This is a genomic window from Streptomyces sp. NPDC037100, from assembly GCF_055606225.1.
Map to the genome: position 1 here is coordinate 335541 of NZ_JBVJSX010000003.1, position 16595 is coordinate 352135.

10 protein-coding genes are annotated in these 16595 nt (G+C 72.1%); 6 read left to right on the forward strand and 4 right to left on the reverse strand.

Annotated elements, in window-relative coordinates; translation table 11 throughout:
* Positions 1-7 precede the first annotated feature (7 nt).
* The 5 genes from mdlC (at position 8) to ACZ7EG_RS11615 (ending at position 11057) form a co-directional block, all read left to right on the forward strand.
* Positions 8-1576, forward strand: a complete 1569-nt coding sequence (gene mdlC, locus ACZ7EG_RS11595; RefSeq protein ID WP_471075675.1) for a benzoylformate decarboxylase — start codon at positions 8-10, stop codon at positions 1574-1576.
* Between the two features lie 118 nt (positions 1577-1694).
* Complete coding sequence (locus ACZ7EG_RS11600) at positions 1695-1976, forward strand: hypothetical protein (protein ID WP_471075678.1); 282 nt, start codon at positions 1695-1697, stop codon at positions 1974-1976.
* Positions 1973-8407, forward strand: coding sequence for a condensation domain-containing protein (locus ACZ7EG_RS11605; protein ID WP_471075681.1), 6435 nt, complete (start codon positions 1973-1975; stop codon positions 8405-8407). The genes ACZ7EG_RS11600 and ACZ7EG_RS11605 overlap by 4 nt, the downstream gene beginning before the upstream one ends.
* A gap of 44 nt (positions 8408-8451) precedes the next feature.
* Positions 8452-8736 (forward strand): acyl carrier protein, encoded by a 285-nt coding sequence (locus tag ACZ7EG_RS11610; protein ID WP_471075684.1) that lies wholly within the window; start codon positions 8452-8454, stop codon positions 8734-8736.
* Complete coding sequence (locus ACZ7EG_RS11615; RefSeq protein ID WP_471075687.1) at positions 8733-11057, forward strand: amino acid adenylation domain-containing protein; 2325 nt, start codon at positions 8733-8735, stop codon at positions 11055-11057. The genes ACZ7EG_RS11610 and ACZ7EG_RS11615 overlap by 4 nt, the downstream gene beginning before the upstream one ends.
* Positions 11058-11121: 64 nt before the next feature.
* On the opposite strand, the gene ACZ7EG_RS11620 is transcribed toward ACZ7EG_RS11615, so the two are convergent.
* Positions 11122-13035: a KedN5 family methylcobalamin-dependent radical SAM C-methyltransferase gene (locus ACZ7EG_RS11620; protein WP_471075690.1), complete on the reverse strand. Its 1914-nt coding sequence runs from the start codon at positions 13033-13035 to the stop codon at positions 11122-11124.
* A gap of 127 nt (positions 13036-13162) precedes the next feature.
* Here ACZ7EG_RS11620 and ACZ7EG_RS11625 point away from each other — a divergent pair, with 127 nt between their 5' ends.
* The gene (locus ACZ7EG_RS11625) at positions 13163-13888 is read left to right on the forward strand and encodes a thioesterase II family protein (RefSeq protein WP_471075693.1); all 726 of its coding nucleotides are present in this window, start codon (positions 13163-13165) and stop codon (positions 13886-13888) included.
* Positions 13889-13914: 26 nt separating this feature from the next.
* On the opposite strand, the gene ACZ7EG_RS11630 is transcribed toward ACZ7EG_RS11625, so the two are convergent.
* From ACZ7EG_RS11630 to ACZ7EG_RS11640, 3 genes are read right to left on the reverse strand one after another with little or no spacing between them, the layout of a single operon-like run.
* The gene (locus ACZ7EG_RS11630; RefSeq protein WP_471075696.1) at positions 13915-14928 is read right to left on the reverse strand and encodes a ferritin-like domain-containing protein; all 1014 of its coding nucleotides are present in this window, start codon (positions 14926-14928) and stop codon (positions 13915-13917) included.
* Positions 14925-16259 (reverse strand): condensation domain-containing protein, encoded by a 1335-nt coding sequence (locus tag ACZ7EG_RS11635; RefSeq protein ID WP_471075699.1) that lies wholly within the window; start codon positions 16257-16259, stop codon positions 14925-14927. The genes ACZ7EG_RS11630 and ACZ7EG_RS11635 overlap by 4 nt, the downstream gene beginning before the upstream one ends.
* A gap of 4 nt (positions 16260-16263) precedes the next feature.
* Positions 16264-16587, reverse strand: a complete 324-nt coding sequence (locus tag ACZ7EG_RS11640) for an MbtH family protein (protein ID WP_471075702.1) — start codon at positions 16585-16587, stop codon at positions 16264-16266.
* Positions 16588-16595 lie beyond the last annotated feature (8 nt).

The window sequence follows — 16595 nt, forward strand, 5'->3', positions numbered from 1 at the left end:
AGGCGACGTGAGCCGAACCGTGCGCGAAACAACCTTCGACCTGCTCCGGTCGCTGGGCATGACCACCGTCTTCGGCAACCCCGGATCGACGGAACTGCCCATGTTCCGCGACTTCCCCGAGGACTTCCGGTACGTGCTCGGCCTCCAGGAATCCGTCGCGGTCGGCATGGCCGACGGCCACGCCCAGGCCACCCACAACGCGGCGCTGGTCAACCTGCATTCGGCAGCCGGCGTCGGTCACGCCATGGGCGCCCTCTTCACCGCCCATCGCAACCGCACCCCCCTGGTCGTGGTGGCGGGGCAGCAAGCCCGCTCGCTGCTGGCCGGCGGGCCCTACCTGCTCAACGACGACCCGGCGCTGCTGCCCCGGCCCTACGTCAAGTGGAGCCGCGAACCCGGACGTCCACAGGACGTTCCGGCGGCGATCGCCCGCGCCTACCACCTGGCCATGGCGCCGCCGCAGGGGCCGACCCTGGTGTCCGTCCCCGCCGACGACTGGGCCGCGGAGGCCGAGCCGCTGCCCCGCCACGACGTCAGTACCACGGTGCGCGGCGACCCCGGCCTCCTCGGCACGGTCGGCCGGGCCCTGGCGGCGGCTGCCCGCCCGGCCTTCGTCGTAGGTGCCGCGGTCGACCAGGAACGCGCCTTCGCCGACGTGGTCGCCCTCGCGGAGCTCCATCGCGCCCGGGTGTGGGCGGCACCCATGTCGTCACGGTGCAGCTTCCCCGAGGACCACCCGCTCTTCGCAGGCTTCCTGCCGCCGGTGCGTACCGGCATCGTGGAGCAGCTCGCCGGACACGACGTGGTACTGGCCCTCGGAGCACCGGTGTTCACCTTCCACGTCGCGGACAGCGGCCCCGTCCTGCCCCCCGGGACCGCGCTGTTCCAGCTCACGGACGACCCGGAGACGGCTGCCTGGACCCCGGTGGGCACCTCGGTGCTGACCAGCATCGGGCAGGGGGTGCGCGATCTGCTGACGCACCCGCCCCTGACCGAGCGGCTCACCCCTCCCGCACGGACCCTCCCGTCCAGGGTGGCGGAGACGGACGGTGCGATCGGTCAGCCGCTGCTCATGCAGCGACTCGCCGATCTCCGGCCGCCGGACAGTGTGATCGTCGAGGAGGCGCCCAGCAGCCGTCCGGTCATGTGCGAGCACCTGCCCAACACCGGGCCGGAGAGTTTCTACACGTGCGCCAGCGGAGCCCTCGGACACGGATTGCCCGCCGCGGTGGGCATGGCGCTCGGACGCCCCGGACGCAGGGTCGTCGCGGTCGTCGGCGACGGCTCCGCCATGTACTCCGTGCAGGCCCTGTGGTCGGCTGCGGAACTCGGCCTGCCGCTCACCGTGATCATCGTCAACAACCGTTCCTACGCCACGGTGGAGCGGTTCGCCGAGCGTTTCGGCATCGCCAAGCCGGTAGGGACCGCGCTGCCGGGGCTGGACTTCGTGGGGCTCGCCCGTGCGCAGGGGTGCGTCGCGGAGCGCGTCGAGCGGGCCGAACTCCTCACGGACGCCCTGCGCACCGCTCTCACCTCTCCGGGGCCCCACCTCCTGGAGGTCGTCACCACGCCATGAGGGACGGGCCCCAAACCCGTCCCGCTCCCCCTGCGCAGCCCCCACCGCGTCGCGGCGGCGGGGGCTGTGCACCCCGACACGCACGCAGCGGAACACGTCCAGAAGACGGGAAGAGCAGATGACCCAGCGGACCGAGGAAGAAACCCGCCGGCAGATCCGCGAGATCGTGATCAGCATGGCGCCCGACAGCTCCAGCGCCGACGAGCAGGACCCCCATCTCGTGGAGACACTCGGCTACCACTCACTCGCCCTCCTGGAACTCGCCTTCGCGCTGGAGGACGAGTACGCCCTGCCCCCCATCGACCAGGAGAGCGCCCAGAGCATCCGCAGGGTCAGCGACGTGGAGGACTACGTGCTCGCCCAGCTGCGGGCCGCGGCGGCCGACGGGAGCACCCGGTGATCGACGAGCGGCTGCGCACCGTCGTCGCGCGCGCACCCGGCCGCACGGCCGTCGTCTTCGGTGAGCGCCGCCTGAGCTACCGGGAACTCGGGGACCAGGTGGCCCGGTCGGGCGCGGGCCTGCACCGCCTCGGGGTGGGCGCGGGCGACCGCGTCATGATCCTGCTGCCCAACTGCCCCGAATTCGTGATCGGCTACTTCGCCACGGCCGGGCGAGGGGCCCAGGTGCTGGCCCTGGACCCGGACCTGACCGAGCCGGAGATCCTGGCCCGGACCGAGGACCGCGTTCCGGCCGTCGTGATCACCGACGCCCTCCGGCTCCCCCTCGTCGAACGCCTCGGCCGCACCTGGACCCGCCCACCGCGGACGATCGTCGTCGGTGAGGCGCCCGAGGGGTACCTGTCCTTCGACGCCCTGGTCCGCACCCCGGACCGGGCGGCCACCGCACCGGAGCCCGACGACGCCACCTGGGTCGTCATCCACTCCTCCGGGAGCACGGGGGAGCCGAAGCGGATCGAGCGCAGCCGGCGCAATCAGCTCGCCGAGGCGGACCACATCATCGACACCGCCCGGATCGACGGCGACGACGTGATCCTCTGCCCGGTACCGCTGTTCCACGCGCTCGGGCAATTCTGCTGCATGACCGTCGCCGTGCTGGCCGGGGCGACCCTGGTGCTCGTCCCACCGGCCGAGGAGGGCTCCGCCGGGAACTCCGGCCTGGACGTGGGGCAGGTGCTCGGGCTGCTGCGGCGACACCGGGTGACCGTGCTCCCCACCGTGCCCTATCTCCTGGCCGCGCTCTCGGACTGGCCGCGGGACCGGGAGGCCGACCTGTCGTCGGTGCGCCTGTGCCTCTCGGGCAGCAACTTCCTCGGCCCCGGAGTCCGCCGGCGATTCCAGGATCGCTTCGGGGTGCCCGTACGGCAGACGTACGGCAGCTCGGAGGCGGGCAGCGTCTGCTGGGACTGCGACCCCGACACCGTGGTGCCCGACTCCGTGGGCCGCCCGCTGCAGGGGGTCACCGTGGAGATCCTGGACGAAGCGGGCGACCCGCTGCCGCCCGGCGCGACCGGGGAGATCGCCGTCACCAGTGCCGCCGTGATGAGTGCCGGAGCAACACCCGGCGCGCCCGACGGACTTGGCGGGCGCCATCTGACGGGCGATCTCGGCCGCCTCGACGCCGACGGACGGCTCTATGTCAGCGGACGCAAGCGGATCCTGATCGACTCCGGCGGCCACAAGGTCAACCCGGTCGAGGTCGAGGACGTCCTCACACTGCATCCGGACGTCGCCGACGCGGCCGTGGTGGGCGTTGCGCTGCCGGGCGGCGGTGAACTCCTGGTCGCCGCCGTGGTCCCCGCCCCGGGGCCCGGCTCCTCCGGTCCTGCGGCTCCCCGCGAGCCCGGAGAGAGCCCCACACCGGGGGGCGGGGCGGAGCAGCACGGCGGGCGAGGGCACGCCCTCGCGCTCGCCGACCGGCTTGCCGCCCACTGCACGCGGCACCTCGCCCGCTACAAGGTGCCGGCCCGGTTCGTGTGCGTGGACCACATCCCCCGCACCCCGCTCGGCAAGGTGCGCCGTGCCGAACTGGCGGCCGGGCTGGACACGGAGACGACGCCCGGTGTCCCGGCGCTCGACGGGATCTGGGACGAGCCCGATCTCGAGCTGCGCTCCCGCCGGATCGCCGAGCACCTGCTGGCATGCATCGCCGCCCTCGTCCCCCACCCGCCCGCCGAGCCCACCCCGGCGTCGACCGTCCGGGACCTGGGGCTGGACTCCCTGGGCGCGCTGCGGCTGAAGATGATGCTCCAGGACAGCCTGCGCCGCACGGTGGGACTGGCCGAGCTGTTGTCAGGGAGCACCGTCGAACAGCTGGCACGGCGGCTGACCGAGCGGCCGGGCGAGGCTCTGACACCCCTGGCGCCCGAGGCACGCCCGACCGGCGAGTTCCCGCTGTCGGACAACCAGCTGTCGATCTGGCACGCGGACCAGGTCGCCCCCGAGAGCGCCGCCTACAACCAGAGTTTCGCCGCCCGCGTCACCTCCGGCCACGACGCTGAGCTGCTGCGGCGGACCTTCCAGGCGCTGGTGGACCAGCACCCTGTTCTGCGCACCACCTTCGGCGTACGCGCCGGCACGCCCTTCCAGCGGGTCGCCGCCCGCGCCCGGGTCGATTTCGAGACCGTCACCGGCCCGCTCGGACACGATGAGCTGCAGCGGGAGCTGAGCGCCGAGGCCTTCAGGCCCTTCGCCCTCGGGACGGAGTATCCGCTGCGGGTACGGCTGTACGAGAACGCGGCCGGCGGGCCCGTCCTGCTGGTGACGCTCCATCACATCATCACCGACTTCTGGTCACTGGTGACCATGCTGCGGGACCTGGAGACGCACCACACGGCGCTCGCCGCGGGTACGGAGTCCTATCGGCCGCCGCAGCCCTACACCTACGTCGACTACCTGCGCTGGCACGCGCGGGCCGTCGAAGGAGCCGAAGGGGAACGGGACTGGGCGCACTGGCGGGAGGTGCTGGCAGATCTGCCGCCCGCGCTGGAGCTGCCGCTGGACAAGCCCCGCCCCGTCGTCCAGGCCCAGCGCGGTGCCACCCACTTCCACGCCCTCGCCCCCGACTGCGCAGCGCAGCTGGAGGAGTTCGCACGCGCTCACGGCACCACGCCCTATGTCGTCCTTCTCGCCGCCTTCCACGTTCTGCTGCACGGCTGGACGGGCGAACAGGACCTCACGCTGGCGGCCATCACCACCAACCGGCAGCGGCGCGAATTCGAGGACGTCCTCGGCTACTTCGTCAACCCCGTGGTCTGCCGCACCCGGATCGACCCGGCGGAGTCCTTCGGAGAGCTGCTGGAGAAGGTCCGCGGCACGCTGCTGGAGGGGCTCGAGCACCAGACGCTGCCCTTCGCACGGATCGTCGAGCGGCTCGGGCTGCGACGCGAACGCGGACGGGCTCCCCTCGTCGAGGTCGCCTTCGGCCAGAACAAGCCGCAGGATCGGGACCGGCTCGGCGTCAGCCGGTTCCTCAGCGGCGACGGCGGCCAGGTGCTGAGGCTGGGCCGGCTCACCCTGGAGTCGGTGCCGCTGCGGCAACGGGGCGTGGTGTACGACCTGTCCGGTGCCGTCTACGAGGCGGACGACTCGATCTCCATCGCCTGGGAGTACAACACCGACCTGTTCGCCGGGGCCACCGTCGTCCGGCTGGCCGCACAGTTCGAGAGCACACTGCGCGCCGTGCTGCGCGACCCGGGCCGCCCGGTGGGGCGGACGGAGGTGCTGGACCCCGGTACCCGCGAGCTGTTGCTCTCCGCGTCCCGCGGGGGTGACACCCCGGACCCGGGGGCGCCTGAGGCGGTGCCCGCGACGCTCGTCCGACTGGCGGCCGCGGCGCCCGGGGCGCCGGCCGTCGAGACCGACGGGAGGCGGCTCTCCCGTCGTGAACTGGTCGATGAGGCCCGCGCCTTCGCCGTGCGCCTGACCGCCGCGGCCGCTCCGCCCGGGACGGTCTGCCTGCTGTGGCTGCCGCACGGCGCCGATCTCGTGGTCGCCGGCCTCGGCGGGCTGATGGCCGGTCTGGTCCCCGATGCCGTACCGGTGGACAGCACGCCGGAGCAGGTCGCCTCAGCGGCGGCCCGGGACGGCGCCCGCCTGATCGTCACCACGACGGCCGGCCGGGCGCGGCTCGGTGGCAGCGGCCTTCCGGTGGTCTGCGTGGATGAAGCGCCGCCCGGCGGCACGGCGGCACCCCCGTCCGGGTTGTCGCCGGACGCGCGTGGGGTGTACGGCAGCGGCCCCGCTCTGGTCCAGCACACCTCCGGGGTGACCGGCCCGGCCCGCACCGCCCTGCTCGGTCATGAGGCACTGGCCGCGTGGTCGCGTGGGCTCAGGGAGCGCCACGGCCGCCTCGCATGCGTCCTGGTGCACGGCGCCGTGGCCCCCGACCGCGCGCTGGCACGGGTGCTCGCGGTCCTGGCCGCGGGTGGTGACGCCGTCCTCACCGGCGCCGGATCGACCCCGGCGGAACTGACCGCGCTGCTCACCGGCGAGAGACGCTTCGGTCTGGTGTCCTGCACTCCCACCGAGATGTCCGGGGTACTGCCCCTGCTGGACGGGTGCCGGCCGCACGTCGACACCGTCGTCTTCGGGGGTGAGCCGCTGGCCGGCAGCCTGGTGCGGGAGCTGCGAGCGAAGGCCGGACCGGTGCGCGTCCTGAACGAGTACGGCGGCGCCGACACCGTTCCGGTCGTCAGCTGTCACGAGGTTTTGCCGCACGGCCCGGACGACGCTCCGTTCGTCCCGGTCGGCCGCCCGGTGCCCGGCGTCGGCCGATACGTCCTGGACGCCGCGGGGCGGCTGTGCCCGCCCGGAGTCGCGGGCGAGCTGTGCGTGTCCGTGCCGGGTGCCGACGGTCCGCCGCAGCGCACCGGTGACCTCGCCCACTACCGGCCCGACGGCGACGTCGTGATCGTGGGCCGCGTTCGGGAGCGTACGTCGGTCCGCGGCTACCGCGTCGAGCCCGCCCTGCTGGAAGCGGCTCTGCTGGAGCTGCCGGACGTGGCGAGGGCGCTCGTCCGCGCCGAGGCGGACGCCGGGCTCGTGGCGCACGTCGTACCGCGCGGCGCGGATGTCACGGCGGCGGCCGTGCACGACGCCCTGCGCCGGCGGGTGCCCGAGTACATGCTGCCCGCGCGATTCGTCCTGGCCGACGGCCTGCCCGCGGTGGCCAACGGCAAGGCCGCGCGTCGGCCGGTCGCTGAGGACCGCACCGCGGTCGGGGAGGACAGCACCCCCGTCGAGGACATCGGTTCCACCGGCACCGGCGTGACCATGACGCCGTTGGAGGCCCGGCTGGCCGCGATCTGGGCGGAGATACTCGGGGTGCCGGAAGTGCGGCCCGACGACGACTACTTCGACCTGGACGGGGATTCGATCACCAGCCTGCGGATCGTGTCGCGGGCCGCCGACGAAGGCATCGAGATCACGCCCCGGCAGCTCTTCACCAATCCCGTGCTGCGCGACCTCGCGGCCGTCGCCGGGACCGCCGGCACCTCACAGGCCCCGCCGTCCGTGGCCGCCGGCACCGACCCCGACTCCGATTCCGACCCCGGAGCGATCCCTCTCGCTCCCGTCCAGCAGTGGTTCTTCGACCTGATGCCGGCCGAACCGGACTACTGGAACCAAGCCGTACTGCTCCGCACGACCGGCCCCGCCGACCGCGCCACGCTGGTCCGGGCCCTGCGAGCCGTCGCCGGCCACCATCCGGCCTTCCGCCACCGGTTCCATCCGCCCGCCGAGGGCTCCGCCTGGCGTCAGTCCCACGATCCCGAAGCCGAGGCGGTGCGCGTCCTGGAGGACGACACCTTCCGCACCCCTGAGGAGACGGTCGCCGAACTGCACGGTCTGATCGACCTGGAGAAGGGACCGTTGCTCGCGGCGGCGGTCCGGCCGGCCGGCGAGGGGGGCGCGCTGCACGTACTGCTGGTCGCCCATCACCTGGTCGTCGACTTCGTCTCCTGGCAGATCCTCGTCGACGACCTGACCCGCGCCTGCCGGCAGCTCGGTGAGGGGCAGCCCGTACGACTTCCCCCCACCGTCCCCTACGCGCGGTGGACAAAGGCCCTGCGCGGCCACGCCGACTCCGCCGCCGTCCGGGAACAACTCGACCTGTGGGCGCCCCCGGAGGCGATCGCCCCGTCGGTGTCCCGGCCCCCACGACCGGGCCGTGAGGGCGACGCGCGCGTGGCCACGGTCGATGTGTCACCGGAGATCACCGCCCGGCTGCTCGGGCGGGTCGGCAGCGACCCGGGATCCCGGGCGCAGGATCTCGTGCTCGCGGCCGTCGTCTACGCCGTGGCCTGGTGGACCGGGCGGCGCCGGGTCGTCGTCGACGTCGAACGGCACGGCCGCGACGACCTCTTCCCCGGTGTCGATCCCGGCCGCACGGTCGGCTGGTTCACGGTCATGCATCCCGTGCGCGTCGAGTTGTTGACGGCGGTACGGCCCCTCGCCGTGCACCGCGCCGTCAAGGAGGCCCTGGGCGGACTCCCGCCCGACGGACACGGCCACGGCCTGCTCCGGCACGTCACCACGGATCCGGCCGTGAGGGAACGCATGGCCGCTCTTCCGCCCGCCACGGTCAACTTCAACTACCTGGGCCGCCTGGGCGACCTGCTCGGCGCTTCCGGCCGGCAGGTGCGCGAGGGGCAGCTGTTCACCATGGAAAGCCTGGGTTCGGTCCCCGACCGGGGGCCCGGCAACGTCCGTCCCTACGAGCTGGAGATCAGCGCCCTGCAGGCCGGCGACCGGCTGCGGCTGCGCGTCGTGCACGACGACGGAACCGCACGGCCGCCCGTCGGTGAACTGCTCACGAGGGCGACCGCGGCCCTGGAAGCACTCGTCGCCCTGCCGGCGGATCCGGCTCGTTGAGCCGGCCCGCCGTGGAACCGCCCACCGTCACCACAAGGAGATCCATGTCCCCGGGCAGCATCCATAACCCGTCCCCGACCGGCACCGACCTGCGCAAGGAGGTGCGTGCGGCCTGGGCCGCCGCGCTGGAGCACGAGGCATTCACCGACGACGAGGACTTCTTCGACGCGGGCGGCCATTCGCTGCTGGTGGCCCGCATCATGGCCGACCTCGGCAAGGCCGTGGGACAACGGCTCCCACTGCGCCTGTTCTTCGACCACCCCACCGTCTCCGATCTGTCCGCCGCCGTCGAAGCCGTCCTGGCCGCCAACGGAGGAGAAGCCCGATGACCTCGTCGGACGAGCGGCTCCCGCCGCCCGCCTGGAACGCCACCGCGCAGGAGTTCCGGAGCACCGCGACCGTCACACAGCTGCTGCGCGAGGCGGCCACCCGGCACCCACGGCGTCCGGCACTGGTGGCGAGCGACGGCGCGGTGACCGACCATGCCGAGCTCGACGCCCACAGCGACCGCATCGCCCGTCTGCTGCACGACCGGGGTGTGGGCCGCGGCTGCTTCGTGGCGCTGTACCAGGACCGGACCCCGCACGCCGTCGTCTCGCTGCTGGGCGTGCTGAAGTCCGGGGCGGCCTACGTGCCGATCGATCCCGCCTGGCCGCGCAAACGTGTCGTGCGGCTGCTGCGCGACCTCGGCGTGCGGTGCGTCCTCACCGATGCGGCGCACCTGCGCACCATCCAGGAGCTGCGCTGGGAGGCGCCGTCGGTGACCGAGGTCGTCTGCCCGGACCTGAAGTCCGAGACGACCTGGGCGGACGTGCTCGATCCGGAGGTGGTCGAGGAGTTCTTCGACTTCCTGTCCGGTGAGCCGGACCCGCTGGAGGCCGCGGGCTTCAATCTGCGCCGCACCGATCGCCCTTACACCGCCGCCGACGTCGATCGCTATGCACAGCACGTGGCGTCTCTGGCCGGCCGGGTGACCGGCCCCGGAGCGGACATCCTGGAGGTCGGATGCGGTTCCGGTCTCATCACGGAGGCCCTCGCTCCGACGGCGCGGCGCTACGTCGCCACCGACCCGTCGGGCGTCGCGGTGCGCCGCAACCTGGAGGCCGCGGCCGCCGGCGGATTCGACGTCGAGGGGTGCCGGGCCTATGCCCATGAGGTGCACACGGCCGTCCGAGGGCCGTTCGACCTGGTGCTACTGGCCAGCACGGTCCAGTTCCTGCCGGACATGGACTACCTGCTGCACACCCTGGCCTCGCTGACCGGCCTGCTCCGCCCCGGCGGCACGATCCTGCTGGCGGATCTGATCGATCCCGAGGCCGAGTCCCACGCCGGGCTGCGGATACCGGAGGCACTGCTGCGCCGGCTGCCCGAGGTGCTGCCCGGCGTCGCGCAGGTGGAGGTGCTACGGCGGGACGAGGGTTCCTTCACCGGTGAACTGGCCCATCGCTACGATGCGTTGATCCGGGTGGCGGCCCCGACCGCTCCGGACGAGCGCACCTGCCGGGTGTGGACGGCGGCGGACGTCTCGGCCCGCCCCGCGTCCCCCCTGCCGGACGCGGTCACCGCGGACGATCTCGCCTATGCCATCTTCACCTCGGGCTCCACCGGCGTACCGAAGGGCGTCCTCGTCCAGCACCGCTCGGTCGTCAATCTCGTGGAGTGGCTCAACGGCACCTACCGGGTGGGCCCCGAGGACCGGGTGCTCTTCGTGACGTCTTTCTGCTTCGACTTGTCGGTGTACGACATGTTCGGGGTGCTCGCCGCGGGCGGCTCCGTGCGCGTCGCCACCCAGGACGAGATCGCCGAGCCCGAGATCCTGGTGGACATCCTCGAGGCTGAGCCGATCACCCTCTGGGACTCCGCGCCCGCCGCTCTGTCGATGCTCACGCCGTACCTGGGGCTGCGCGAAGCCCGCGGTCGTGACGGATTGAGGCTGGTGCTGCTGAGCGGTGACTGGATTCCGCTCGCCCTGCCGGACGAGGTGCGCGAAGCGTTCCCCGGGGCGCAGGTGGTGGCGCTCGGCGGGGCCACGGAGTGCACTGTGTGGTCCAACCACCATCCCGTCGCGGAGGTGGACCGGGAATGGCCGAGCATCCCGTACGGCAGGCCCATGGCGAACGCCCGCTACTACGTGCTGGACGAGCAGTTGCGGCCGTGTCCCGTGGGGACACCGGGCGACCTGTACATCGCGGGGGAGTGCGTCGCCGTCGGCTACGCCGGAAGCCCGGCGCTCACCGCCCACAAGTTCCTCCCGGACCCCTGGGCGTCCGCGCCCGGTACCCGCATGTATCGCACCGGCGACCGGGCCCGCTGGCTGGAGGAGGGCGTCATGCAGTTCCTCGGCCGGCTCGACGACCAGATCAAGGTGCGTGGCTACCGCATCGAGCTCGGTGAAGTGCACAGCGCGCTGGCCGGCTGCCCGGGCGTCCGCGCGGCCGCCGTGGTCCCGGTGGACGTGCCCGGCGGCAAGGACCTGCAGGCGTTCTACGTACCGGCACGTGAGGACCCGCCCTCCGTGGACGAGGTCCGGCGGTTCCTCACCGCGCTGCTGCCCGTCTACATGGTGCCGAGGCGGATCACCGCGGTGGACGCCCTGCCGCTGACGGCGACCGGCAAGGTCGACCGGGGCCGGTTGACCACTCGGTCCTGAACGCCACGAGGGCCGCCCGGCAGTCTCGGCTGCGGGCGGCCCTTTCGGCGCGGGTGCCGTTCGGTCAGGCGACCGGTGACAGGTCGAAGGAGGCACCGGCCGGCCGTGGTTCCCCCATGAAGTGCACGATCTCCTCGTGGTTGGTGGAGAGCACGGCGTTCAGGGCGCCGGTGCGGTAGTAGAAGTCGACCGGTGTGGGGTCGGGCGTCAGGTCGGCCTGCTCATCGGCCCGGAGCAGCGCGAGCGCCGCCGGCACGTTGTGGGTCAGGACCACCCCTTCGCGGACCGCGTAGGAGCACCCGGCCTCCTCGACCACCGGCAACGAGTCGTCGCAGACCGGCTGGGTGAGCAGGTCGTAGCGGAACACCTCGTCGAGGAAGGCCCGGTGTTCCGGGGGGAGCCCGGGCCGCACCGCCTCCCGCCACCACTGTTCCAGCGCACGCCGGCCGGCGGCCTCGGTGAACAGGTAACCGATGGCGGTGGCGTACGCCGGTGCGCCACCGCCCTCCGCCCGGCTTGCGGCCTCGCGCAGCGGAGCGGCGTCGGGCGACGAGGTGGTCTCCACCCAGTCGGCGAGGCTGTTCAGCACCTGTGACTGCCGCCATCCCGCCAGCACCCGCAAGGGCGTCCAGGAGTGCCGCAGCACCGCGTTCTCCGCGATGACCCGCGCCCAGAACAGGAATCGCTGCATACGGGCGTTGTCCTCGAACGACATCGTGCGGTGCGCCAGCACGTACTCGAAGTCGTCGTCGTTCCCGCGCAGCGCGATGATCCCGTGTACCTCCTTGTTCTCGGCGTAGTCGGTGTTCGGCAGCAGCATGATCGGGTACACCGCGATGCGCGAGACGTGCTGAGCGAGTTCGTCATAGCCGCTGAGGAACGACTCGACCGTCTCGCCGGGCGCCCCCCAGATCAGCTCCGCGTAGCATTCGAGGCCCTCCTTGTTGAGCCACTCCACGAGGTCCCGCCAGTCGTTCACCTTCATGTTGCGGCGTTTCATGGAGGTGAGGGCATCCGCGCTCAGCGACTGCAGCGCCAGGGTGAAGGAGCTGCGCAGTCCGCTCTCCTTCATTCGCTTAACGATGTCGTAGAAGACCTTCGACTTGTTCTTCGCCCAGGACGTCTCGAAAGCCCGCGGAAAACCGTACTTCTCCTTGATCTCCATGAGGTCGTCGACGAACTCCCGGTCGATGGGAAGCATGCCGAAGTTCGCGTCGCAGGCCACAATGGTGTGCACCCCGAGTTGCGCGAACAGCTCCAGTTCAGCTTTCAGCCGGTCCCGGGAGAATGCGCGCACCCGTTGGCCGACGGCTCCGCCCCAATAGCAGAACGCGCATTTGTAGGGGCAGCCACGGTTCGTCTCCACGAGGGCGACGTCGTAACGGAAATTCCCCTCGTCGTCGAGAAGTTCGATGGCGCCGGTGAGGAACGGTGACGGAATGATGTCCAGATCGTCGATGCGGGGGCGTTCGTCGTTGGTGATCGTGGCGCCGTCCGCGCGCCGCCACGAGATCCCCTGGATGGAGCCGAGGCGGGTGCGGGGGACCCCCCGCACTCTGGCACGCACCAGTTCGCGGAAGGTCAGCTCGCCTTCGCCGTTGACGATGACGTCGACATCCGGGTGGAGGCGGAAGAGCCGCTCGGCCTGGCCGGAGGCGTGAGTGCCGCCGAAGACCACCCAGCCGTCGGGGTTGAGCTGCTTGAAGGTCGCGGCGAGCGCGCCGAACGCCCGCACGTTCCAGCCGAGCACCGAGAAGGCGAGCACGTCGGGGACCGGGCCGTCGAACATGCGCTGGGCCATTTCCGCGTGAGTCACTTTGCCGCGGAAATTGCAGATCTCCACCGATGTTTTCTCGCGCAGTTCGGCGTCGTCCAAGATCATCGCCTTGAGATATCCCGACGCCAGTGGCATGGATTCCAGCGGCATGTCCCAGACGCCTTGCTGAACCAGCAGTACTTCGAGTTTCTCCGCAGGCATTCTCGACCTCCTGTGCAGGAGCTGTGACGGGCGGACAGGAAGATGATTGCCGTCGCTCGTCCGTCGAGGAAAGCGGCACATTGAACGCGGGCGGACAACAATGTCCGGCATATTTAATATGGCTTGCATGTCCAGCGCCCGAGAGCTTGTCGAGATATCAGGAAGTCCCGATGCGCACAGAGTGCTCTACGCCATTCCGCACGCCGGTGCGGGAGTCGCGGCGGTCAAGCGGATGTGCCGCTCCCTGCCGGACCGGTGGCTCGCCGTGGGTGTCCGGTTGCCCGGCCGCGAGTCCCGCACCCAGGAGGAGCCCCTCACCGACCTGGACCGGCTCGCCTCCGGGCTCGCGGAGAACATCGGCCGGCACGCCGGTGACCGGGACATCCACCTCTACGGCCACTGCGCCGGCGCCATCATCGCCTACGAGGTGGCCCGGCGGCTGCCCGCCGCCCGCCTGAGCGGGCTGGTCGTCTCCGCGCAGGAGTCCCCGGACCGCGTGCCGGTCGGCGACGTCTGGAAGTGGCCGAGGGAGGAGTTCCTCGCCCGGGTCAGGGCGGACGGCTACCTCCCCGACGAACTCGTCGGCAACGCGGAGCTGTTGTCCCTCGTCGAACCCGCCCTGCGCGCCGACTACCGGGCCATCGAATGCCACCACCACGACCCGGAGGTCATCGATGTGCCCGTCCTGGCGCTGCTGGGCACGCGGGAACACGCGGTGCCGGTCGAGGACATCCGGTCCTGGGAGCGGTGGACCTCGGCGGGGTTCCGCCTGGACGTGGTGCCCGGGGGGCACAACCTGCTCCTCGACAGTCCCGTCGAAGTGGCCGAGGCCATCGACCGGAACCACGGCTGACACCGGGCGGCGGCGCGGTGCCGGCCTCAGCGGGTGGGGTGGTCCCCGTGCCGCCGCACCCGCTCGACGGTGCGGAGCGCCGCACGGTCCAGCAGGTCGAGCCGCTGCAACCCGTCCACGACTGCGGACGTCAGCAATCCGACCTGCGCCAGCAGCGGGACCACCCGGGAGAACAACGACCGCCGGTAGGCCGCCAGTCCGGGGTCCTCCAGTGCGAACCGGGCCCCGTCACGGGCGTTCACCCCGAGCCGTTCCCACACGTCGGCCAGCAGGAACCGCCGGCGCAGCAGCGCCACCGACTCCAGGACGAACTCCTCGCGGTCCGCTCTTTCCGCGGACGTCAGCTCCGGCAGGACCTTGTTCAGCATCAGGACGCCGAAGGACACGTGACGGGCCTCGTCCCGGGCGACCTTGACCATCAGCTGCTTGATCAGGTCGTCGTGGAACGTGACTTCGGCCATCCGGAAGCCGGCCAGTGCCACCGGCTCCACCAGGCACTGGACCGCCAGTGCCGTGTAGTCCCACTCGTGGGCCACCAGGGCGTCCGTGAACAGCGACCGCAGCGCCATCGTCACCGGGTAGGGCTGCGGTACGTGCTCCCGCACGTACCGTGAGAACGCCTCCACATGTCGGGCCTCGTCCCCGGCCTGGCTGATGGCGCACAGTTTCGCCTCCACATCGGGCAGCGTCTCGGCCAGCCGGGCGCACGACACCAGCGCGGCCTGCTCGCCGTGCAGGAACTGGCAGACCATCCACGCCTGCACCTCCCAGCGGAACGCGTCCCAGCCGGCCCTGCCCCGCTTGGCCAGCGGTGAGGACGTGAAGGTGCCCAGGGCATGGGCGGAGCCCTCCGGGAGCGGGGCGCCGAACGGAACCGGGACGGACCAGTCGATGTCGGTCGACGCGTTCCACTGGGCGAGCTTGGCCGATTCGTACAGGTGGGACAGCCGGGTGGGGGGTGTGTCGTACTCCCAGCTGAGCACCGCGCTGACAGGGACGTCGACGCGGAGCCGCGCGTCCCCGTCCGGCGGCGCGCTCACGGCTGCCCGAGGTCGCTCACCGGCCGGTCGGGGGCCTCGGCCACGCGTACCGTCATCCGGGCGAAGTCGTCGACGAGCCGGTGCACCCACGCCGTCTCGAACCTGCGCCGGTCGTACCACACGATGCCCTGGGTGCCCGTACGGGTGGGAATGAGGGCGAACTCCAGGTCGAAGCGGGTGCCGCCCCCGCTGGGCGGTCCGACCTGGCTCACCTGAAGACCGTCGAGGGACAGCGCGTACTCGGGACCGGCCATCACCTGGAACAGGATGTTCTCCAGGCCCGGGCCGCGCTCACCCTGCGCCTGCGGTACCAGGTGGTAGGGGATCTCCTGGTTACCCAGCGCGTCGTACACGATGTCCCGGCCGGCCTCCAGGACGTCCTCGAACGTCGGCCGCTCGGGCATGGTCAGCCGGAGCACGAGCAGGTTCGTCAGGAACCCGACGGTCTCCACGAGTTCGGGGCGGATGCGGTTGGCGAACATCGAGGCGACGGCCACGTCGGTGTCGCCCGTGTAGGAGTGCAGCACGGAGGCGAAGACCGCGAGCCCCGCGACGAAGGTCGTCAGGCGCCGGGACCCGCAGAGCTGCGCCAGGGCGTCGACCGCCTCCTGCGGCAGCTCGAAGGTGTGGGTGCCGGGCAGCTGGGGACCGTCGGCGCGCCCTCCGGGCCCTCCCTGCAACGCGGGAGGTCTGGCCCCGGCCAGCCGGGTCCGCCAGAACTCCTGCTGTGCCGCGAGCGCGCCGGATTCGAACCGCGTGCGCTGCCATTCGCTGAAGTCCAGGTACTGCATCGCCGGCGGTTCGCCGGGGGCCACGTCGCCCGAGTGCCCGGGCCGGTAGAAGCGGCCGAGGTCACCGGCCAGGACGCCGCCGGACCAGCCGTCGGTGGAGAGGTGGTGGATGTTGAGCATCAGCACCGACTCCTCGGGTGCCACCTCCAGCAACGCCGCGCGCACCGGGGACACCCCGAGGTCGAACGGGGTGCGCACCAGCTCGCGCATGGCCCGTTCGAGGGCTTCGGGTTCGTCGCCGAGCCGACGGGTCTCCAGGGGCACCGGACGGGGCTCGCACACCTGCTGCGTCAGGCGCCGGCGCTCCGTGCGGTATGTGGTGCGCAGGGCCTCGTGCCGGACCACGAGGGCGTCGAGCGCGGCCTGCAGGGCGGCCCGGTCGAGGGCCCCCTTGACGCGGTAGAAGACCGGTACGGCGAGCGGTGACTCCGGCCCTCGGTAGTGCTCCATGAGTCCCAGCAGCCGCTGGCCGAGGGAGGCGGGCGCGCTGCGCTCGACGGCGGTCCCGGTCGTACGGACGAGGTCGGTCATGTCGTTCATCGCGTCATCCCCGGGCAGTGAGCGGATCGTCGGCGGTGGCGGTGGCGGTGGCGGTGGCGGTGGCGGTGGCGGTGGTGGTGCTGGCGGTGGTGGCGGCGGTGCTGGCGGTGGCGATGGTGGCGGCCGGTGCGGTGGGCAGCAGGCGCAGGTCGAGCGGGCGGATGTCGTGCCACACCTCCTCCACCCGGCGCAGGCACTCCTCCTGGGTCCCGGAGGTGCCCTCCCGCGCCCAGCCGTCGGGAACGGTGCGTCCCGCAGGCCACAGGGCGTACTGCTGCTGTGCGTTGATCACCACGTGGTACCGGCGGGGAACGCTGTCGTCTGCCATCGGTGGTC

What these genes read in the sequence shown, in the direction of transcription:
- ACZ7EG_RS11615 (WP_471075687.1), top strand. Translation starts at nt 8,733, where the DNA reads ATGACCTCGTCGGACGAGCGGCTCCCGCCGCCCGCCTGGAACGCCACC.
- ACZ7EG_RS11640 (WP_471075702.1), bottom strand. Translation starts at nt 16,587, where the DNA reads ATGGCAGACGACAGCGTTCCCCGCCGGTACCACGTGGTGATCAACGCA.
- ACZ7EG_RS11620 (WP_471075690.1), bottom strand. Translation starts at nt 13,035, where the DNA reads ATGCCTGCGGAGAAACTCGAAGTACTGCTGGTTCAGCAAGGCGTCTGG.
- ACZ7EG_RS11610 (WP_471075684.1), top strand. Translation starts at nt 8,452, where the DNA reads ATGTCCCCGGGCAGCATCCATAACCCGTCCCCGACCGGCACCGACCTG.
- ACZ7EG_RS11625 (WP_471075693.1), top strand. Translation starts at nt 13,163, where the DNA reads ATGTCCAGCGCCCGAGAGCTTGTCGAGATATCAGGAAGTCCCGATGCG.
- ACZ7EG_RS11635 (WP_471075699.1), bottom strand. Translation starts at nt 16,259, where the DNA reads ATGAACGACATGACCGACCTCGTCCGTACGACCGGGACCGCCGTCGAG.
- ACZ7EG_RS11600 (WP_471075678.1), top strand. Translation starts at nt 1,695, where the DNA reads ATGACCCAGCGGACCGAGGAAGAAACCCGCCGGCAGATCCGCGAGATC.